Here is a 20,573-nt window from a genome sequence, read left to right on the forward strand (position 1 = left end):
AAGGAGGCAAGAGAAATGCCATACGTGAACATCAAGATAACAAAAGAAGGTGCGACGAAGGAACAGAAGGCAGAACTCATCGCCGGAGTTACTAACCTGCTTGTGCGCATCCTGAACAAGAGCCCCGCCACGACGTTTGTTGTCATCGATGAGGTGGCCGTGGAAGACTGGGGCGTCGGCGGCCTTCCCGTCGCCGACTATCGCAAAAGGCTTGAGCCGCCCCTTAAGAAAGTCGATTAACAAAGTTTCGAAGGCCCGCCAGCGAGAACCTCTCGCTGGCGGGCAAATCAACCTGGAGCATTCACTCAACAACACCAATCCGCGTTTTCCGGACCGAAGGGCGGGATGGTGAAGACGATTGGCGGCTCGTTGGCCGTATTTCCACCGGAACCGAAAGCAGTCTTCAGCCCATCTCCTCACCGGACTTGTAGTCGGACTGACCCTCGGCAACCGTGAAGTCAATGTCTCTCCCGAAGCGTTCGGCAGCCATTGCTATTTCATCGCAAAACCCACGCAACAGCAGCAGTGAGACGTCAGTCGTGCTAGGGCCACTTACGGTGGTCGAGCGGACGGGTTCTGAAAGCTACGTACTTGCGCGCGTGGGAAAAACCGAACTAACTGTGTTTTTCGAGAGCGGGTTCGTCTGCAGTCTGGGGACGTCGTGCGTCTCCGGCCACTCTTGAACTGCATACACCTGTTTGACGACAATAGCGGGCTGCGCATTGAATTGCCTCAACAGGAAACGAGCTAGCAGCTCATCGCCTTGACGAAACGGTCCAACTCCCGTTGCATACGGAGAATCTACAATTCGCGGGATGACCTCAATGCCGGTTCAGACACCTGATAAACGTGGTCCCTATGTAAAGGCGGATATTGACCTCCTCACCGACGTCGCCGTCAAGATGATCCGCGCGGAAGAACTCGAGCGCCGCTCTAAGACAGAGCATCTACGGGCGCTTCGTTTAGCCGAGGCCTTTAAGGCTTCTGATCAATGACTGCTTGTGGCAACCATGCGAGACGGGAACTTGCTCACGAAGCCGGGAGCGATCGCGAAGGCGCGCCCGTATCAGGACGCTTCTGACAATCCTCCTGCCAGTTTGATCCATTTTTCCATCTCGCCATGATCCACTCAAGCAGATTAAAGATTGGCTGCCTCTGGTCGTATTCAGTTTCGCGACGCCTCACCGCCTCGCGGACCGCCAGCTACGTTAAAGGCGGCGATGCGAATGCATCCTTAGTACCCTCCCAAGGACGTGCATCAGGCCGTCTAGACCTTGGTGGTTTGCGAACCCGCCAAAAATGGGCGGAGCACGTTGTCGACGATTGCCTTGCCGGCCCCGCGAACGATGCGGTAGTTTTCCATGTCACGAGCTGGCGTGGGGTCCGCGGGCTGTTCTGCAACGTGGCCCCTGAACATTAAAAGAGCACAGATATACGGTAGCAAACAGAGTATGAGCGCGCTAGTCGACTAGCGGGGATGGTTGGGGTCGCGTCGGCGCATCGAAGCTTGGTACCTCCTGCTTGGCTGCAATGCGCCAAATGCCGCCAAATCAACCGGCTTGCATTTGCTGCACCGTTGCCATTCCAAGAAGATCGAGACACTTTCCAATGACCCTTGCCACCAGCCTGCAGGTGACACGCCGTGCTGCGGGCTCGGCAGCTTTCAAGACTGGGCAATCCGTGTAGAAACGGCTGAATGCGTCCGCCACTCGATATGCCTGATCAGCGATCTCGAATGGTTCGAGCTGTCGCGCTGGCACCGTAAAGTTAACCTGCCAGTGATCGACCTGTGCGATCCTTCAGCATGACCCAAGTCATTCGTGATCGCCTTTATCGCCGCCATCGATTTCCTGCAGACGTGATTGCCCACGCCGTGTGGCTCTATCTTCGTTTTCCGCTCAGCCTGCGCATGGTCGAAGATCTTCTGGCGGCGCGTGGGATCATCGTTTCGCACCAGACCGTGCGTCTCTGGGTGGATAAATTCGGTAGGCATTTCGCCAATGATATCCGGAGGCGATCCGCCGGTCGGCTTGGTGACAAATGGTACCTCGATGAGGTTGTCAGCTCCATTGGCGGCAAGAAACACTGGCTTTGGCGCGCCGTCGATCAGGACGGTTTTGCTCTCGACGCACTGGTGCAAAGCCGCCGCAATACCAAGGCCGCAAAGCGTTTGATGCGAAAGCTTTTGAAAGGACAAGGCCGCTTGCCGCGCGTCATGATCACCGACAAGCTGCGATCCTATGGCGCGGCAAAGCGCGATATCATGCCCGGCGTCGAGCATCGCTCGCACAAAGGCCTGAACAACCGGGCGGAGAATTCCCATCAACCGACCCGGCGGCGAGAACGGATCATGAAGGGCTTCAAGTCAGCCCGACATCTCCAGCGTTTCGTTTCAATTCATGACCCTGTCGTCAACCTTTTTAACATTCCACGCCACGAGATCTCATCAGACCACACCGCGAATTGAGAACCGAAGCCATGCAGATGTGGAACGAGATCGCACGCCTGCAAACCGCATAAGCGAAAGCCGGGCCAAACATTCTTGAACGGTGTCCGTTAACTTTACGGTGCCCTTGAAGGGACTTGGCAACATCGACGCCGGCAAAAGTGCCGTCGTTTTGGAAAATACTCGTCAGCGGCTCTCAGTCTCACCAATGCATGTTCACGTTGCGTCCGACGGTAGCGTGTCTGTGGGAACAGACCGTTTTGGGAAAATCGCTCTGCCAGCAAAGTTCTCTGTCGCCCATTCTGACACTTATGCGACAAAGCTGAAAACTGGCTGAAAACCCCCGTTAATCCACTGACATGTGCGACCTTTAAGGAGCCTCCAAAAGCGTTCGGATTTTTCCGGCGCCCTTGCAAGCCGATGCGGAGCACGCACCATGAAAGTCATCCAGATCACCGATACCCATCTCAGCCCCAGCAAGCCGCATTTCAACGGTAATTGGGAACCGCTTGCGGCTTGGATCAGGGGGACGGGTGCGGATCTCGTCGTTCATACCGGCGATCTCACAGTCGACGGCGCCGATCAAGAAGACGACATCGCCTTCTCGATGGAGCTGATGCGCCAGCTTCCTATGCCGGTGCTGATCGTTCCGGGAAACCATGATGTCGGCCATCTGCCGGGTTCCGACCAGCCTGTGGATGCCGTCCGGCTGGAGCGCTGGCGCCGCCTGGCCGGACCGGACTACTGCGTATCGGACCACGACAATTGGCGGCTGATCGGGCTGAACAGCCTGTTATTCGGCCACGGCGATGCCGAGGAAGCGACCCAGTTCTCCTGGTTGGAGGAGGTATTGGCGGCCCGTGACGGCCGGCGCGTTGCGATCTTCACCCACAAGCCGCTGTTCGTCGATGACGAGCAAGAAGGCGATACCGGGTACTGGAGCATCCGCCCCGCCCCGCGCCAGCGTCTCTACGATCTGCTTGCAGCGCATGATGTGGCGCTTTTCGCCACTGGTCATCTGCATTGGGCCTGGAAAGGCTTGTTCGAGAAGACCTCGCTCGTCTGGGGGCCGTCATCGGCGTTCATCATCGACAAGATGGAGCGGGAAATGCCCGGCGAGCGGGTGGTCGGCGCCGTCATCCATACGTTCGGTGAGGATGTATCGAGCGAGATCGTCACGCTGCCAGAGTTGACGCCCTATTTCATCGACGAGGTAATCCACGAGGTCTATCCCCGCGCTGCCACCAAACAGGTGCCGGAGGCGGCGCAATGAGCGTTTTCTCACTGCGCGATATCAGAAAATCTTTTGCCGGCAACGCTATCCTGAAAGGCGTATCGCTGGAAGCCGAAGCCGGCGAGTTCATCGCGCTGGTCGGCCCGTCCGGCTGCGGCAAGAGCACGCTGCTGCGCATCGTCGCTGGCCTCGATCATGCCGACAGCGGCGAAATCCGCATCGGCGACCGCGAGATGTCTCAACTGACCGCCGCCGATCGCAACATCGCCATGGTGTTTCAATCCTATGCGCTTTATCCGCATCTGACAGCCGGCCAGAATATCGCGGTGCCTCTGGCCATGCGCAAGCTGACTGGCATGCAGCGGCTGCAGTTCATCGGCGCGCTGCTGCCCGGCCAGCGCCAGATCTGCGCCGATATCCAGCGACAGGTCCAGGCCATGGCCGTATCGCTGAAGATCGACCATCTGCTCGACCGCAAGCCCGGACAGATGTCGGGCGGCCAGCGCCAGCGGGTTGCTCTCGCCCGCGCCATGGTGCGCAATCCGAGCGTGTTCCTGATGGACGAGCCGCTGTCCAATCTCGACGCCAACCTGCGCGTGCACGCCCGTGGCGAGATCGTCGACCTGCACCGGCGTGCGGGCGTACCGACGCTGTATGTGACGCATGACCAGTCCGAGGCCCTGTCGATGGCCGACCGGGTGGCGGTGATGATCGGCGGCAATCTGCTGCAACTGGCAGCACCGCAAACGATCTACGACAATCCGAGCCATATCGAGGTCGCCCGCTTCATCGGCCAGCCGCGCATCAACCTGCTGCCCGGCAAGAGAGATGCGCATGGCATCGTTCAGTTCGGCGCGTTGCGTCTTACGTCTTTGCCGGAAGCTCTTGGCGAAACAAGCGTCACACTTGGCGTTCGACCGGAATTCGTGCGGCTCCGCGCCGAGGGGCAAGGCGCACTGGCCGGCCGGGTCGAACGACTGGAGTTTCTGGGATCCGAAGTCATCGTGTTTGCCAAGCTGGCAGCCATCGGTGAGACAATGCTTGCCAAGGTCACACCCGGCGAAGCGCGCGGACTTGTTGCCGGCCAGGCGATCGGCCTCGACATGGATCCAGCGCATGTCATGCTGTTTGCCGAGGATGGCCGCCGCCTGCCGGCAGCACCGGTTTCCGCCGTTCTGCGGGAGACCGCCCGTGGCTGATATCGCGCTGCCTTTCTCCGCCGTCGAAACGGCAGGCCGGCGCGAAGCGCGGACGGCCTGGCTGCTCGCCTCGCCCGCCATTCTGCTCATGGTGCTGTTCATCGTGTTTCCCACCATCGCCGTGATCGTGCTTGGCTTTACCGATTTCGAACTCGGCTACGGCAGCTTCCGTTTCGTCGGCTTCGAGAACTACGCCGAACTGATCAGAGACCGAACCTTTCGCCGGTCGTTGTGGAACACCACCGTCTACACGGCGATCGTCACGCCGGTGTCGATCGTTCTTGGTCTTGGCATTGCGTTGCTGATCGAATCCGAGCCGCGCGGCCGTGACTTTTTTCGCACGGTCTATTTTCTGCCCGTTGCCTCGCTGCTCGTCGCCATGGCGACGGTCTGGCAATACCTGTTCCACCCGAGCATCGGCCCGCTCAACACCTTTCTCGCACTGTTCGGCATTTCCGGTCCGAACTGGCTCGGGGCCTCGAGCACGGTGATCTACGGCCTTTCAATCATCGGCGTTTGGCAGTCGGTCGGCTTCAACATGGTGCTGTTTCTGGCCGGTCTCACCGCCATTCCGCGCGAACTCTATTCGGCGGCCGAGGTCGACGGCGTAAAATCTTCCATCGACCGCTTCCGTCTCGTCACCTGGCCGATGCTCGGGCCGACCACGCTTTTCGTCACCACCATCAGCGTCATCAACTCGGTCAAGGTGTTTGAAACGGTCAAAACCCTGACCGAAGGCGGACCGAACAAGGCATCGGAAATGCTGCTGTTCACCATCTATCAGGAAGGCTTCGTTTTCCTCCGGGTTGGCTACGCCTCGGCAATGACGGTCGTATTTCTCGCCATCCTCGTGGTCCTGATGGTCCTCCAGTATCGCTTCCTCGACCGGCAGGTGCATTACACATGACCCAGACGCTGACCCTCGGACGGCTTTTGCGGCTCTCGCTGCTTTCGCTTGGCGCCCTGATGTTCCTCGCGCCCTATATTTTCATGGTCTCGACGGCCGGCAAGGACCAGAGCGAAATCTTTTCCGCCTCGTTGTCGCTGATCCCGCAGCACTTCGCCTATATCGCCAATTTCACCAAGGCCCTGACGCGGGTGTCGATGCAGAACCTGCTGCTCAACGGGGTGATCGTCTGCGGACTGATCCTGGTGCTGCAGGTGGTGGTTGCGGTGCCCTGCGCCTATGCGATGGCCAAGCTGAAATTCGGCGCGGCGCGGTTCATGATGGCTCTGGTGATGCTCGGCCTGCTGGTACCGATCCATGCGACCGCGCTGCCTCTCTATGTCGCCTTCGACAAGCTGTCGCTGCTCAACAGCTATACGGCACTTGTGGCGCCGTTCTCGATCTCGGTGTTCGGCATTTTCCTGTTCCTGCAGTTCTTCCGCGCCATGCCGGACGACCTCATCCACGCCGCCCGCCTCGATGGCATGTCGGAGGCGGGCATCGTGGCACGCGTGATCGTGCCCAATGCCTGGCCGGCCGTCACAGCCTTTGCCATCTTCTCGGTGGTCGCGCATTGGAACGACCTGTTCTGGCCGCTGATCGTCGTCACCAACCAGTCCTACGCGACGCCGCCTCTCGGGCTGCTGTTCTTCCGTGCGGCCGAGGCCGGCGACGACTACGGCGCGCTGATGGCTGCCACCTTGATCATCACCCTTCCCCTCGTCATCGCCTTCCTGCTCGCGCAGAAGCGCTTCGTCGAGGGTATCACCATGACCGGTCTCAAAGGCTGACCGGTCGCAACCCAAGCCGTAACTCCCAACTGTAACTCCCAGCCGTAACTCAAGGAGACCACGCGATGAAACGTATCAAGCAGGCCCTCGCCGCCGCCGCGGTATCGATGGCCATGACGATCCCGGCCTATGCCGAAACGACGCTGACTGTTCACTATCCGATGCCCGGCTTTTTCAAGGACGTGATGGACACGATCTCGAAGAAGTTCATGGAGGAAAATCCGGATATCAAGATCCAGTTCGCCAATCCTTCGGCGACCTATGAAGAGGGCATCCAGACGATCATGCGTCAGGCCGGCACCGCGGAAATGCCCGATGTCACTTTCATCGGCCTCAACCGCCTGCGCATGCTGAACGAGCGCAATATTCCTGTCGATCTCACGCCACTGGTCGCCAAGGAAGGCGACATGGTGTCGAAGGGCTTTTCCGAAAACATCCTGAAACTCGCCCAGGTCGAGGGTAAGCAGGTCGGCCTCGCCTTCGCCACATCCAACCCGATCATGTACTACAATGCCGATCTCGTGCGCGCCGCCGGTGGCAATCCGGACGTTCCGCCGAAGACATGGGACGAAGTGATCGCGCTCGGGGCTAAGATCAAGGCGCTCGGCGACGGCAATGAGGGCATCGATTTCCGCTGGCAGGGCGACGACTGGATGTTCTCCGCGCTGCTGTTCGGCGCCGGCGGCACGATGCTCAATGAAGACGAAAGCAAGGTGACCTTCAATGGTCCCGAAGGCCAGAAGGCCGTTGACGTGCTGGATCGCATGGTCAAGGAAGGCGGTCTTCCGGTCTTGACCAAGCAGGCCGGCGAGCAGGCTTTCGTGGCCGGCAAGATCGGCTTCGCCTTCCAGACGACCGGGGCGCTGCGCAACACCATCAAGAATGTCGGCACCAAGTTCGATCTCCGTACCGCCCACATTCCGCTGATTGATCCGGTCAACGGCAAGCTGCCGACCGGCGGCAATGCCGTGGTCATCCTGACCAAGGACGCGGACAAGCAGGCAGCCGCCTGGAAGTTTGCAAAGTTCGCCGCCGGCCCCTATGGCGCCTCGGTCGTCGTTCCCGGCACCGGTTATGTTCCGAACAATGAGCTGGCTGCTGCTTCGCCGGACTATCTCGGCACCTTCTACAAAGAGAACCCGCTGTTTCGCGCCGGTCTCGAGCAGATGCCGCTGATGAAGCCCTGGTATGCCTTCCCGGGCAGCAACGGCGTCAAGGTCACCCAGACCATCGTCGAGAACCTGTCGCGCGTGGTCGAGCAATCGGCAACGCCGCAAGAAGCACTCGACGACGCAGCCGCCGATGTGGAAAAGCTGTTGCCGCGCAGCTAACCAGACCTGAGCCCATCGAACGGCCGCCCTTTTTTGGGCGGCCGTTTTTCGTTGCGTGGATCGGTCAGGTCTCATTCCGTATGTCGCGCACCGTGCCACCGGGGCGCAACCGGTGTGCCACCTGCAGATGGCGCGGCGCGACGGCATTTTCGGCCATGTCCAGAAGCAGAGACGCGGCCGCGGCGCCCATCGTCGCATCCGGAATTTCCACCGTCGTCAGTGCCGGATAGGTCAACCTGCCGATTGCAATGCCATCAAAACCCGCGACCGAGATATCGCCAGGTACCGACAGGCCCTGACGCCTGATGGCTGCGATGACACCAAGCGCCAGGAGGTCGTTGGAAGCGATGATCGCGGAAGGCGCGAAACGGGAGAGGATCATCGATAGATCGAGCGTTTCGAAACCATCGACGAAAGGGATCTGCATCGCTTCCAGCACAGTCATGCGCGCAGCGTCCATCGCATCGCAATATCCGGCATAGCGCAGTTTTGCCCGGTCGGACGCATTAAAATAACCGGAAACGAACAGAATGCGCCGGTGGCCGAAAGCCAGAAGATGTTCGGTGATGTCGCGGCCGGCCTGGCGATTGTCAGCGCACACGGCCGCAGGGAATCTTGCAGTGGGCGGATTGCCGAGTAGAACCGTCGGCGGCAGAACGGCTGAAAGAGCCTCGCTGCTATGCGCATCGCAGACAGTGAGGATCAAACCCGTCGGCTGTTCGTTGAGCAGGGAGGCGACCGCGTCCACCTCGCGGGCCGGATCATAGTCAGACTGGGCGATCAGGACGCCGTGGCCGGCGACCAGCATGCGGTTCTGGATGCTGCTCAAAGAGGCGGCAAAGACAGGATTGGTGATACTTGGAATGAGGACACCGATAACCGGCCGGCGTTTTGCCGAACCCGATGGGCCTCCTGCTGGACGATAGCCAAGTTCGGCAGCGGCGCGCCGGACTTTCCGGACCATCTCGTCGCTGACCGGGCCGGTGCGGTTCAGGACCCGCGAGACTGTTGCAAGCGAACAGCCAGCACGAGAAGCAACCTGCTGAAGGGTTGTCATGACAGTGGTCCACTGTTGTAGGCCGCCAAGAAAAACAGCGCGGCGAAGCCATTACCTACGATGAACCCAACAGACTATGCAATGAGCCGATGGCCCACATGTGCCGGCGCGGTGCAGTCACGTTGATTTCGGTTTAACGGTTTGTTGGTGGACTGGGCAGGATGAGCTTTGCCGGCCGTCAATTATAAGAACCATCGCTTTCCGCCACAGATCATCGCCCGGGCAGTTTGGCTCTATTTCGGTTCCCGCTGAGCTTGCGATTGGTCGAGGAGATGCTGTTGGAACGCGGCATTGTTGTCTCCTATGAAACCATCCGCCGATGGGGCCGGAAATTCGGCCCCGCCTACGCCCGGCAATTGCGCCGCAAGAAACCGTCGCATCGTGATATCTGGCATCTGGATGAGGTCGTGATTTCCATCGGTGGGTGAAAACATTGGCTTTGGCGCGCGGTCGACCAAGATGGCGGTGAATCCTTCAACACTGTCCGACACCGACTATTTCGGTCGCGATGTCGAAAGTGGATTTGAGATCGAGGCCGTCATCGCGTTACCCGTTGACAGTGCGATCTCCGCCCAAGTGCGTCCGGTTTGGCCTTGGGCTTGGGATGGTAAGGTAAGGACCCTGTTGTGCCGGCCCTTGATGGCGATTCAGGGGAGCCTGTCTACCGCCGCAAGGTCAGGGGCACCGAAGACCTGGAACTCGTCTACGAGGTGCGGCAACCGGATGGCTCCACCGACAATCTGCCTGTGATACTCAGACGCTCGATCGGGCTTGTGCGTCTGAGCGGCGATGATCGTAACGACCGAGCTACGGCTCGTCCAAGGCTCGGCGCTTGATCGGCTGCTAAAGGACAAGGGTCTGCGCTCACGTCTCGCCAGCGAGCTGGCCGAAGCGGAAGTGAAGGACGCACTTGGCGATGCGGCGAAAAAAGCGCTCGCCGATCTGGACAAGACCTTCATCCAACGCAGTCTGCCCGGGGGATTGGACCTTTCGATCACAGGGGGCAGGGCGCATCGATCGCCTCACTCGTCGGTCTGACGGCAGACCGCAACGACATTCCATTGCCGCTGGCAAGCTGGGGCGCCGGAGCACGCCGCCTCGCCGCGCTTGCCATCGCCGAGCAACGGCAAGGCGACCGCCCGGTTACGATTGTCGACGAGGTGGAGCGGGGACTTGAGCCATATCGACAGCATGCGCTAGTCGACAAGCTCCAGGATAGCGGCGCATAGGTCTTCGTCAACCCACAGCCCGGATGCGATCGCTGCCGCTTCCAAAGCGAGCCTCTGGTACGTTGACCATACTGGCCAGATTGGTCCGCTGGATACCAACAAGGTCGCCCGTCACCGGGCGGATGATCCAAACGCCTTTCTGGCCCGCGTCCCGATCGTGCGGGGGGCCTGACCGAGGTCGGATTCGCCAGCATTCTGCTCCGACGCGCACTCGGGGTGCCGTTGTCCCACTTCGGCGTGCACATCAGCAATGGCGGTGGGCATGAATACACTCTGGAGCTGCTGGAAGCATTGAAGTCGGGCGGGCTGAGCTTCGGCGGCTTCGCCGACGATGAAAATGGCAAGCATCCCACACGCTGGAAAGCGCTCGAAGAAGTGCTTGGGGGCCTGCTGTTTCGGTGGCCAAAAGGCTGCCTCGAAGAAAAAGTGTTCGGGGCGACTCTGGAAGGCAAACTCGAAGCGCTGATGACTGACACTCTTGGTGATCGCACCGGAATGCGGCGCCAGACGCTTGCGCTGCGGCTCGGCCTTGAGGCTAAGACCTTTGCCGAGCTCGCGACAGCGGCCGGCGATCGGCTGAGGCCTTCTATGCTCGAAGCGGCGTTGGGAACCGTTCCCGCTGGGCGGGAAGAGGACAAGGGAACGTACAAATCCGATGGCGGGACCTGGTTCAAGTCGCTGGGCGGCGGCCGCGAACTTGCGGGGAAGGTTTTCACACTCGTGCTTTGGCCTTCGCTGAAACCGCAGTTGCTTCCCTTCTGCAACAGCGTCCGCAGTGCGAGGACTTGCCGCAATGAGCGATGCCTCGGTCCGAGCGGCGCTGCGATTCGACGAACGGCTCGTCGTGATTGAAGCTCCCGCGGGCTGCGGCACGACGCATCACGGCGCCGACGCAGGCGGAGCTGCGGGCTGGTAGTCTCCCATGATGTTGTGGAAACATTTCACGATTCGAAAGCATCTAGACCCAGACCGGCGGCTGGCGTACGCATACTGCCAAATGGCAGGAAACGCCGCGGCGTTTGTCCGCGGCTGACATCAGAACCGTTTGCTACAATTTCATGCCAGTCCTTGGACACGAACCCACCTACGCTGGACGACGCGGCACGGGCGAAAGCGCGGCGACCGCATCGATTTCGTGGACGTCCACCCACTGGAGTGGCCCGGTGCTGCGGGGAGCCGTTGCGATCCCTTCAGCAATTTCGATGTCGAGCAAAGCCGCATTTTCTAAGGCCGGCAAGGCAGCGATCGTTCGGTCAACAAGAAAGAAATGGACACACGCCGGGCATGGTTCATACGGCGCACCGCCGTGGTGGAGTGACGGCCCCCATCTTTTTCATTGCCACCCCTGTACCGCCTTCAACCAATCCCATAAGATGATACCGTAGATATCGGTCGAGGTCATATGATGACTTTAGTGAAGTCAGGTACGCGTGGGCAAATGCCGAACATGAACAAAACGGGCCGCCGCCCGTCATTGTCGTCGCAAGTGGCCGAAGCGATACGAGGACAAATCGAAGCCGGCTACTATGCTCCGGGCGACAAGTTGCCGACCGAGCCAGCACTGATTGATAAGTTCGGCTTCAGCCGGACGGTGGTGCGTGAGGCCATTGCCGCGCTGCGCGCCGATGGCTTGGTGGAATCCCGGCATGGTTCAGGCGTGTTTGTGATAGGGCCGCGCCAAATCGATCCGGGATTGCGGCTGTTCACCAGCGAAACCAACAAGATCTCCGATATCATCGAGGAACTGGAGCTTCGCATCGGCATTGAGGTGGAGGCTGCTGCGCTTGCCGCAGTCCGCAGTTCTCCGGCGCAAGAGGTTGAGATTCAGTCTCAGGTCGACCTTTTCGAAAGTCTTGTCGCCCAGGGAAGGTCGACCGACGAAGCGGACTTCCAGTTCCATATGGCGATCGCTGCGGCTACGAACAACGGGCGCTTCCGCGCGTTTCTCGAGCATATCGGCAGGCGCATGATACCGCGTGTGAAGTTTCGCTCGGTCATGGGCGGGGTGGATCCGCTGCCCAGCAGGGACGAACCGATCCTTCGCGAACATCGCGAAATCGCCGAGGCGATCATGGCAAGGGATCCGGATCGGGCGCGGGAGGCAATGCGCCGTCATCTCGTCACGGGTATCAAGCGCTATCGTTCTCTGACGTCTTGGCGACAAGGCGAAAAAGATGATGAAGGTGGTTGACTCATCCTGAAAGTCATCATATGAATTTGCTCATTGTAAGCGCATTCCGCTGGGAGGAAATTCATTGTCGCCTGAAGAAATCAAGTCGCGAGTCGGTTCGGGACTCCTGTCTTTTCCGGTCACGCATTTTACGCCGGACTATAAGCTCAATCTGGACAGCTATCGCCGGCACGTTGAGTGGCTTTCGGGCTTCGGGGCGGCCGCGCTGTTCGCCGCCGGCGGTACGGGAGAGTTCTTTTCCCTGTCGCCGTCGGAGGTGGTAGAGGTCACGCGTGCGGCAAAAGGCGTCTCGGGCAATGTCCCGATCATCGCCGGGTGCGGCTACGGGATGTCGCTCGCCCTCGAGACGGCCAGGATCGTCGAAGGTGCTGGTGCGGATGGTCTGCTTCTCCTTCCGCATTATCTGACGGAAGCGCCGCAGGAAGGCATTTTCGCGCATGTAAAGGCTGTTTGTGATGCAACGGGCCTTGGCGTAATTCTCTACAACCGCGCAAATTCGGTGGCCACCGCCGATACGGTGGCGCGCCTTGCTGACGCCTGCCCCAATCTCATTGGCTTCAAGGACGGAACCGGCAAGGTAGACCTTGTGCGCCATGTGACGGCGAAGCTCGGCGACCGGCTCTGCTACATCGGCGGCATGCCGACGCATGAACTCTTCGCGGAAGGTTTCAATGGCGTCGGCGTGACGACCTATTCCTCCGCAGTTTTCAATTTCGTCCCGGAGCTTGCGCAGCGCTTCTATCGCGCGATGCGCGCGAATGACAGGGCCGCCATGGAGGAGATCCTTAACACCTTCTTCTTCCCGTTCGCAGCATTGCGCGACCGCAAGGCCGGATACCCGGTTTCGATCATCAAGGCGGGTGTTGACCTCGTCGGATATGGGCCCGGTCCCGTGCGTCCGCCGCTGGTGGATCTCGACGGCGAGGAACGGGAGATGTTGCGCGAACTGATCGAGTTGGCGCGCGGCTAAACGGCAAGATGGTCGGCGCCGGGAGGATGGCGCCTGTCCAAGATATCGTCATAGTTTCATCTGGGAGGAATGTAATGAAAAGGACGTCTACTCGTATCATCGTAGGAGCGATGGCGATTGCCGGCTGGACCGGCTCGGCCCTTGCGCAAAATGCGGCAGAGATCAACATCGTTCTACCGGAACAGCCGGCAAACCTTGAGCCTTGCGGCACCATCATCACCAATGTCGGCCAGATCCTGAGCCGCAACGTCGTCGAGCCCCTGACCATTATCGATCCGTCCAGCGGCCAGGCGACAGCCGGTCTTGCGACGGAATGGACGCAAACCGATCCGAACACGTGGCAGTTCAAGCTCCGCGGGGGCGTGGAATTTCAGGATGGCGCTCCGTTCAACGCGCAGGCCGTGAAATTCTCCATCGAGCGCATGACCAGCGGCAAGGTCACCTGCAGCAACATTGCCAAGTTCGGCGACGCCAAGCTCACCGTGACCGCAATCGATGACTTAACGGTGGAAATCAAGTCCGACACGCCGCAGCCCATTCTGCCGACGCTGCTAAGCGTGATCATGGTTGTCTCGCCAAACACACCGGCGGATAAGGCCGTCAATGATCCCGTTGGAACCGGACCTTTCAAGCTCGCGAGTTTCAACCCGCAGACCGTTGTCCTGGAGCCCTTCGACGGGTACTGGGGCAAGAAGCCGGTCATCACGAAGGCCAGCTATGTCTGGCGTCCTGAGTCCTCGATTCGCGCTGCGATGGTCGAGACCGGCGAGGCGGACCTGACGCCCTCCATCGCGATCCAGGACGCAACCAACGCGGCCACGGATTTCGCCTATCTGAATTCCGAAACGACGGCGATCCGCATCGATGCCGGATTCGCCCCGCTCGATGACGCCCGTATCCGCAAGGCGTTGAACCTTGCTATCGACTGGGAAGGGCTTGCCCAGCTCTTCGGAGACGATGCTCAGCGTGCCTCACAGATGGTCGTCAAAGGTATCAACGGTCATGATGATGCGCTGGCAGCCTGGACCTTCGATGCAGAACAGGCCCGAGCGCTGATCGCCGAAGCCAAGGCAGCGGGTGTCCCGGTCGATACCGAAATCGAGCTGATCGGCCGTAACGGCATCTACCCAAACGGTTCGGAAGCCATGGAAGCCATGATGGCCATGTGGCAGGATGTGGGTCTGAACGTGAAGCTCACGATGCTCGATGTCAACGATTGGCTGCGCTATCTGCAAAAGCCCTTCCCCGAAGGTCGTGGCCCGAACCTCTTGCAAATGATGCATGACAACAACAAGGGCGACGCCGCCTTCACGATCCCGATCTTCTACACCTCGGCCGGCAGCTATTCGACCATGAACAATGCCGGGCTCGACAAGGATGTGGGTGATGCCATGGCGGCGACCGGCGAGGACCGCACGGCAAAGTTCAAGGCGATCTTTGCCAAGGCGCACAACGAGCTGGCCGTCGATATTCCGATGTTCCACATGATCGGCTACACGCGCGTGGGACCCCGACTAGACTGGAAGCCGGACATCACCACGAACAGCGAAATACCTCTTGTCAATATTGGTCTCAAGAACTGAGCCTCCGATGCCAGGCGAACGCGGGATTGTTTCTCGCGTTCGTGCGCACTCCAGATGAATCCAGAGGCTTCGCATGATGTTTGGCTATATCGGCCGGCGGGCGTATCACAGCACTATCTCCGTGATCGGTCTGCTGACACTCGTCTTCTTCCTCACGCGTTTGACCGGTGATCCGTCGGCGCTCTATCTGCCGCTTGACTCGAGCCTTGAGGCCCGCGAAGCCTTTGCACGCCTGAATGGTTTGGACCAGCCGATCCACACGCAGTTCCTGCACTATCTGCAGAACCTCCTTTCGCTGGATTTCGGCCAATCACTACGCCAGAACCGCTCGGCGATAGAGGTGGCGCTCGAGGCGTTCCCGGCCACCCTCAAGCTTGCGGCCGTCGCCATCACCCTCTCCACTGTTCTCGCTGTGATCGTTGGCGCACTGGCCGCGGCCCGCCCGGGGAGCCTGTTCGACCGTGTCGCCGGTCTCGTGTCGCTGGCTGGAGCCAGCACACCCGATTTCTGGATCGCGATCGTCGGCATTCTCGTTTTCGCCGTCGGGCTTGGTATGCTACCCACGTCCGGCACAGGTACTGCCTTGCACTGGATCATGCCGATCGCCGTGCTGATGCTTCGTCCATTCGGCCTTCTGGTGCAGGTGGTGCGCGGTACGATGATCTCGGCCCTTGCTGCCCCCTACATCAAGACCGCTCACGCCAAGGGCATGAAGCGGCGCCGGATCATATTCGGCCACGCGCTGCGGAACTCGCTGCTGCCGATCATTACCGTTGCGGGCGACCTCACCACCGGCCTCATCAATGGTGCAGTCGTCGTGGAAACCATTTTCGGCTGGCCGGGCATCGGCAAGTTGATGATTGATTCGATCATCCAGCGCGACTTCGCCGTCGTGCAGTCGACGATCCTCGTGACGGCCGTCGCCATTTTCATCGTCAATATCGCGATCGACCTCCTCTATGTCGCTCTCGATCCGCGCATTCGCTACTGAGGAGGTCGATAATGGTCCATGTGACGATACCCTCTACGAAGTCGCCAGGAAATCTGCGCCAGCTCGCAATTTACCTCAGACGCGACAAGCTTGCATTTTGCGCAGCATTTTTTCTTTTCCTGCTCATTGCCTGTGTTCTGTTCGGGCCACTGATGATCGGCGACGCAGCCGGCAAGCTCGGTCTGAGGCAGCGTAACCTTCCACCCTTTTCGCTGGAGCAGGGTCTTATCTACTTTCTCGGTGCAGATACTCTTGGCCGGCCGATCCTGGCACGTCTGATCGTCGGCGCGCAAAACACGCTCGGCATCGCAGCTGCGGCCGTGTTTTTCTCAATGCTCGTCGGTGGCACGCTTGGCCTTGTCGCCGGTTATTCGGAACGCTGGTACAGCCATGTCATCCTGCGTCTCGCTGACGTCGTGATGAGTTTTCCCTCGCTGCTCCTCGCGCTGATCGTGCTCTATACGCTCGGTCCGAGCATGATGAACCTTGTCATCGTTCTGGCGATCACGCGCATGCCCATCTTCATCCGGACGGCGCGGGCGGAGGTGCTTGAATTGCGCGAACGCATGTTCGTCAGCGCCGCGCTATCTATGGGTGCAAGCTCCGGCCGTATCCTGTTCCGGCATATTGCACCCCTCGTTCTTCCGACACTGGTGACGATCGCCGCCATCGACTTCGCAACCGTCATCCTAGCCGAATCTTCCCTGAGCTTCCTCGGCCTTGGCATCCAGCCCCCGGATTTCACCTGGGGCGCGATGGTGGCCAACGGTCGCGGCTATCTGGCATCGGCATGGTGGATCGCCTTCTGGCCCGGACTGGCCATCCTGCTGACAACCCTTTCCTTGAACATTCTCGCCAGCTGGGCCCGGACCGTTGCCGATCCGTTGCAGCGCTGGCGTCTGCAAGCGCTGCGAAAGGCTCCAAGATGACCGGGACGGACACATCTATTCTCCGGATCGACAATCTAACGGTAGACTTCCTTTCCGAAGGTGACCCGGTGCGGGCCGTGGACGGCGTCTCTTTCCATGTCTGCCCGGGTGAGACGCTGGTCATCCTCGGTGAGAGCGGATCGGGCAAGAGCGTCAGTACCGGGACGGTCATGGGGCTGATCGATTGCCCGCCGGGCGATATCGTCTCGGGTTCGCTGGTGTTCGATGGTATCGACCTGTCGCGCCTCGACGAGGAGGGGCGCCGCGCGCTGAACGGACGACGCATCGCGATGATCTTCCAGGATCCGCTTGCCTATCTCAATCCGGTCTACACCGTCGGCCGGCAAATTGCCGAGGTCTTCGAGAGCCACGACGAGGGAGGCACGGGCGCTGTGTGTGATAAGGTCGTCCAGCTCATGCAACGGGTTGGCATTCCCGAGCCGGAGAAGCGGATTGACCATTATCCGCATCAGTTCTCCGGTGGCCAGCGTCAGCGCGTGATGATTGCCATGGCGATTGCGCTGAAACCGGATATCCTGATCGCAGACGAACCGACGACCGCGCTCGACGTCAGTGTGCAGGCGCAAATCCTCGAACTGCTTTGCGACTTGCAGCGGGAAACCGGCATGGCGCTGATCATGATCACCCATGATCTTGAGGTGGCGGCGGCCATGGCGGATCGTATCATCGTTATGAACGGCGGCAAGGTTGTTGAAACCGGCAAGGCCGAGGACGTCTTCACCAATCCGACCCATGCCTATACCCGCCGGCTGATGGCGGCGGTGCCGCATGGAGGCTCGGGGGAACGGAGGTCGCGTCCGATGGCCGAAGGCGACGTTCTGTTGCGGGTGGATAACCTGAGCAAACACTACATGCTGACCTCCGGCTTCTTCTCGCCCAAGCGAGAGTTCAGGGCGGTGGATGATGTCAGCTTCGTGCTGCGTCGCGGGGAAACGCTCGGGATTGTCGGCGAATCCGGATCCGGAAAGTCCAGCATTGCGCGCATGCTTCTGCGGCTGAACGATCCGACGTCGGGCAGGGCGCTGTTTGCCGGCGAGGACGTCTTTGAGCTCGAAGGCAAGGCGCTCAACGGCTTCCGCCGACGGGTCCAGATGGTGTTCCAGGACCCTTTCGGCTCCATGAACCCGCGGATGAATGTCCGTACAATCATCTCCGAACCGCTGGTGATCCACCGGGACATCATGCCGCGCGCGCGCTGGAATGATCGTGTGGTCGAATTGCTGGAGCTTGTCGGGTTGAAGGCGGAGCACGCCGACCGTCATCCCCACCAGTTTTCCGGTGGCCAAAGACAACGAATCGCTATCGCAAGGGCGCTCGCCAGCGATCCGGAGCTGATCGTATGTGACGAAGCGGTATCGGCACTCGACGTCTCCATTCAGATGCAGGTGATAGAACTCCTGAGCGAGCTGAGGCAGCGTCTCGGCCTGTCCTATCTCTTCATCACCCACGACCTTCCGATTGTGCGGGAGTTTGCGGACCGCGTGCTCGTAATGCAGAACGGAAGGGTCGTAGAACAGAATGAAACCGAAGCGTTGTTCGCCTCTCCCCGCCATGCGTATACCCAGACGCTGCTGGGTGCAGTGCCGAAGCCAAAATGGATGGCGGCCGGTCAGGTCCATGGCAACGCTTAAACGCACCGGCGTGCCAAGTCATCTGACCGCTGCTTTTGTCCTCGTCGTGCCCCCGGCACTTGGTTCCATTCCCTTCACATCAAAGCTGCGGTCGATGACCAGCTCGGCATCGGTAATAGTATCAATTCTTGCGAGCATTGGGGTCTCCCTTGACGAGCGTAGCCGCTATCACCAGACCGACGCCGCGCAATCACTCAAGCCATAGATGGCAAGCAATTCACATGCGATCTTTTTGTGAAAGGGACAAAATCCCGGTCTTGCGAACGGAAAGAAGAAACTGTCTATCTGATTGTACTAGTCGTCGCATTGCCGGCTAATATGTGGCCCTATTTCGCTTTGCCATCAGAAGAAGCAATCGTTTTCTTATTTTTGGATTAAGCTGCCGTTCTACAGCCAAATGGAAGAGAATGGAGAATGTAACCAGCCCTGTCGACCGACGTCCAACAACTCGGTTATTGCGATGTAACCGATATTCTGATGGACAAGATAGAACGAATAGGAATAGGTAGCGCCGCCCAGAATGCCCAAGACACTCCAGTATCGCGCGCTGATGCTCAGTCTCGTCAGAAAAATAAATGCGGCAATAGAAACTACGACAGCGAGCGCCTGAAAGGCGTGCATCACTTGCAACGCCGGATGATTTCCTGCAAGCCTTGGTATGAGTATCAACCTGTATCTTGAAAGCCACGGGCCGCCTTTTCGGGGGCGGCCCACAATTTGCGCCCGGAGTGCCCAACGTGGCGACGGCCCCGACCTCCCTGTTTAGTGACCCCTCGACGAAAACCGGCAGACATATCCGCGCGCGACTGAAGCAGCGCCCGCGGCGCGAATGTCATTCGACAGGCTTTTTTATATCTTTCAGCTGCGCCACGAATTGTTGAGCTTGATATCCTGGGCCGTCACCCATCGGCTATGCGAGACGCCAAAAGCCTGAAGCTTACTTTAGTTCGCGCCCAGTCTGCGCTGCATTCGCGAGCGATGCATCCATTTTGGTGCTAAGCAACCGTGGGCGGTATGAGATCTGGCCATGGTTGCCTGCCTCCGCCTTTTGCGACGGCGCTACGCTACTTCTTCAAGCGCTTCTGCCCAAGACCGATATCCCGAGCGAGCTGAGACCGCTTTTCGGTGTAAGCCCGAGCCACCATCGGATAGTCTTCAGGCAGCCCCCATTTCGCGCGGTATTCGTCAGGTGTCATATTGTAGCCAGTGCTGAGGTGGCGCTTCATCGATTTGAACTGCTTGCCATCTTCTAGGCAAATGATGAACTCATCAGTGACCGATCTCCGGATCGGAACGGCTGCGGCGTTATCTTGTGAGCAGCCCTTTCGGGACATCGAGCGAACCAGTTTCGCTTCGCTGATCCGCGTTAGCCAGCCTGGCCAGCGATAATGGGCTCCGCGATCGGAATGGACGATTGGCCGTTCCTCGGCGTCGGTCACGGTCTCAATAGCTGCATCCAGCATAGTATTGACCAGCCCCGCATCTGGTTGCGTTCCAATCGACCAACTGATGACCATTCCGTCGAAGCAATCGATGATGGGCGAGAGATACACCTTCCCGGCTGGGATCTGGAACTCGGTGATGTCTGTCAGCCATTTCTCGTTCGGCGCTTTCGCATGGAAGTCGCGATTGATCAGGTTCTCGGGTGCCGGACTTATTTCTCCCAAGTATGATCCGAAACGCCGTCGGCGCGGTCTGGCCACGATCAAGTGCTCCTGCTTCATCAAGCGCTGGACAACCTTTTCCGAGATGATCACGCTCTTCCGGGCCAGTGACGCCTGTAGTCTGCGGTAGCCGTAACAACGACGGTTCGCTTCAAAGATTTCCGCAAGGCTGTGCCGGACGGCGGCATACTTGTCTGCCAGACACATGCGCGTGCGATGATAAAAGTAGGAGCTTCGCGCAATTTGCAGCTGGGCGAGCAGTTCTGGCAAGCGATAGGTGTCTTTAAGGGCGTCAACCAGCTGTGTCTTTTCCCGATTACTCAGGATCTGCAGATCGACGCCCAGTTCTTTTTTTAGGAG

At 59.4% G+C, this 20,573-nt stretch carries 20 protein-coding genes and 5 pseudogenes; 22 read left to right on the forward strand and 3 right to left on the reverse strand.

Annotated elements, in window-relative coordinates; translation table 11 throughout:
* Nucleotides 1-15: 15 nt before the first annotated feature.
* The 9 genes and pseudogenes from ACP7E0_RS32425 (at nt 16) to ACP7E0_RS32465 (ending at nt 7,947) form a co-directional block, all read left to right on the forward strand.
* Entirely contained in the window at nt 16-240 is a 225-nt protein-coding gene (locus ACP7E0_RS32425) for a tautomerase family protein (protein WP_426131165.1), read from the forward strand.
* A gap of 584 nt (nt 241-824) precedes the next feature.
* Entirely contained in the window at nt 825-995 is a 171-nt protein-coding gene (locus ACP7E0_RS32430) for a hypothetical protein (protein ID WP_426131167.1), read from the forward strand.
* 486 nt (nt 996-1,481) lie between these two features.
* Entirely contained in the window at nt 1,482-1,808 is a 327-nt protein-coding gene (locus tag ACP7E0_RS32435) for a hypothetical protein (protein WP_426131169.1), read from the forward strand.
* Nucleotides 1,805-2,520, forward strand: a pseudogene (locus ACP7E0_RS32440) (IS6 family transposase). The gene ACP7E0_RS32435 and the pseudogene ACP7E0_RS32440 overlap by 4 nt, the downstream one beginning before the upstream one ends.
* 362 nt (nt 2,521-2,882) lie before the next feature.
* Nucleotides 2,883-3,719 (forward strand): metallophosphoesterase family protein, encoded by an 837-nt coding sequence (locus tag ACP7E0_RS32445; protein ID WP_426131171.1) that lies wholly within the window; start codon nt 2,883-2,885, stop codon nt 3,717-3,719.
* Nucleotides 3,716-4,879 carry an ABC transporter ATP-binding protein gene (locus ACP7E0_RS32450; protein ID WP_426131173.1) on the forward strand — a complete coding sequence of 388 codons (1,164 nt, stop codon included), beginning with the start codon at nt 3,716-3,718 and terminating at the stop codon, nt 4,877-4,879. The genes ACP7E0_RS32445 and ACP7E0_RS32450 overlap by 4 nt, the downstream gene beginning before the upstream one ends.
* Complete coding sequence (locus tag ACP7E0_RS32455; protein ID WP_426131175.1) at nt 4,872-5,786, forward strand: carbohydrate ABC transporter permease; 915 nt, start codon at nt 4,872-4,874, stop codon at nt 5,784-5,786. The genes ACP7E0_RS32450 and ACP7E0_RS32455 overlap by 8 nt, the downstream gene beginning before the upstream one ends.
* On the forward strand, nt 5,783-6,616 hold the full coding sequence (locus ACP7E0_RS32460; RefSeq protein WP_426131177.1) for a carbohydrate ABC transporter permease: 834 nt from the start codon (nt 5,783-5,785) through the stop codon (nt 6,614-6,616). Before ACP7E0_RS32455 ends, ACP7E0_RS32460 begins: the two co-directional genes overlap by 4 nt.
* Nucleotides 6,617-6,681: 65 nt before the next feature.
* Complete coding sequence (locus tag ACP7E0_RS32465) at nt 6,682-7,947, forward strand: ABC transporter substrate-binding protein (RefSeq protein ID WP_426131179.1); 1,266 nt, start codon at nt 6,682-6,684, stop codon at nt 7,945-7,947.
* 64 nt (nt 7,948-8,011) lie between these two features.
* Here the strand turns inward: ACP7E0_RS32465 and ACP7E0_RS32470 are convergent, their stop codons facing one another.
* On the reverse strand, nt 8,012-9,004 hold the full coding sequence (locus ACP7E0_RS32470; protein WP_426131180.1) for a substrate-binding domain-containing protein: 993 nt from the start codon (nt 9,002-9,004) through the stop codon (nt 8,012-8,014).
* A 168-nt stretch (nt 9,005-9,172) separates the two neighbouring features.
* Here ACP7E0_RS32470 and ACP7E0_RS32475 point away from each other — a divergent pair.
* From ACP7E0_RS32475 to ACP7E0_RS32535, 13 genes and pseudogenes are all read left to right on the forward strand, one after another.
* Nucleotides 9,173-9,429 (forward strand): annotated as a pseudogene (locus ACP7E0_RS32475) (IS6 family transposase); the annotation flags it as partial.
* 201 nt (nt 9,430-9,630) lie between these two features.
* A complete protein-coding gene (locus ACP7E0_RS32480) occupies nt 9,631-9,840 on the forward strand; it encodes a hypothetical protein (protein ID WP_426131182.1) in 210 nt (69 codons plus the stop codon).
* The gene (locus ACP7E0_RS32485) at nt 9,794-10,042 is read left to right on the forward strand and encodes a hypothetical protein (protein WP_426131184.1); all 249 of its coding nucleotides are present in this window, start codon (nt 9,794-9,796) and stop codon (nt 10,040-10,042) included. The genes ACP7E0_RS32480 and ACP7E0_RS32485 overlap by 47 nt, the downstream gene beginning before the upstream one ends.
* A pseudogene (locus ACP7E0_RS32490) lies at nt 9,973-10,233 on the forward strand (AAA family ATPase); the annotation flags it as partial. The gene ACP7E0_RS32485 and the pseudogene ACP7E0_RS32490, both read left to right, overlap by 70 nt.
* Nucleotides 10,234-10,455: 222 nt before the next feature.
* Complete coding sequence (locus tag ACP7E0_RS32495) at nt 10,456-11,085, forward strand: hypothetical protein (protein ID WP_426131186.1); 630 nt, start codon at nt 10,456-10,458, stop codon at nt 11,083-11,085.
* A gap of 110 nt (nt 11,086-11,195) precedes the next feature.
* Nucleotides 11,196-11,401 (forward strand): annotated as a pseudogene (locus ACP7E0_RS32500) (mannonate dehydratase); the annotation flags it as partial.
* A 270-nt stretch (nt 11,402-11,671) separates the two neighbouring features.
* The gene (locus ACP7E0_RS32505; RefSeq protein ID WP_426131188.1) at nt 11,672-12,424 is read left to right on the forward strand and encodes a FadR/GntR family transcriptional regulator; all 753 of its coding nucleotides are present in this window, start codon (nt 11,672-11,674) and stop codon (nt 12,422-12,424) included.
* A 64-nt stretch (nt 12,425-12,488) separates the two neighbouring features.
* Nucleotides 12,489-13,394 (forward strand): 5-dehydro-4-deoxyglucarate dehydratase, encoded by a 906-nt coding sequence (gene kdgD, locus ACP7E0_RS32510; RefSeq protein WP_426131190.1) that lies wholly within the window; start codon nt 12,489-12,491, stop codon nt 13,392-13,394.
* 74 nt (nt 13,395-13,468) lie between these two features.
* A complete protein-coding gene (locus tag ACP7E0_RS32515; RefSeq protein ID WP_426131192.1) occupies nt 13,469-14,977 on the forward strand; it encodes an ABC transporter substrate-binding protein in 1,509 nt (502 codons plus the stop codon).
* A gap of 76 nt (nt 14,978-15,053) precedes the next feature.
* The gene (locus ACP7E0_RS32520) at nt 15,054-15,968 is read left to right on the forward strand and encodes an ABC transporter permease (protein ID WP_426131201.1); all 915 of its coding nucleotides are present in this window, start codon (nt 15,054-15,056) and stop codon (nt 15,966-15,968) included.
* A gap of 11 nt (nt 15,969-15,979) precedes the next feature.
* A complete protein-coding gene (locus ACP7E0_RS32525; RefSeq protein ID WP_426131193.1) occupies nt 15,980-16,897 on the forward strand; it encodes an ABC transporter permease in 918 nt (305 codons plus the stop codon).
* Nucleotides 16,894-18,549, forward strand: a complete 1,656-nt coding sequence (locus ACP7E0_RS32530) for an ABC transporter ATP-binding protein (protein WP_426131195.1) — start codon at nt 16,894-16,896, stop codon at nt 18,547-18,549. The genes ACP7E0_RS32525 and ACP7E0_RS32530 overlap by 4 nt, the downstream gene beginning before the upstream one ends.
* 477 nt (nt 18,550-19,026) lie before the next feature.
* Complete coding sequence (locus ACP7E0_RS32535) at nt 19,027-19,230, forward strand: hypothetical protein (protein ID WP_426131197.1); 204 nt, start codon at nt 19,027-19,029, stop codon at nt 19,228-19,230.
* A gap of 383 nt (nt 19,231-19,613) precedes the next feature.
* Here the strand turns inward: ACP7E0_RS32535 and ACP7E0_RS32540 are convergent, their stop codons facing one another.
* Nucleotides 19,614-19,838 (reverse strand): MucR family transcriptional regulator, encoded by a 225-nt coding sequence (locus ACP7E0_RS32540; RefSeq protein WP_426131203.1) that lies wholly within the window; start codon nt 19,836-19,838, stop codon nt 19,614-19,616.
* Nucleotides 19,839-19,847: 9 nt separating this feature from the next.
* Nucleotides 19,848-20,573, reverse strand: a pseudogene (locus ACP7E0_RS32545) (IS3 family transposase); the annotation flags it as partial.

Source organism: Pararhizobium sp. PWRC1-1, from assembly GCF_049897905.1.
Lineage (GTDB): Bacteria > Pseudomonadota > Alphaproteobacteria > Rhizobiales > Rhizobiaceae > Pararhizobium.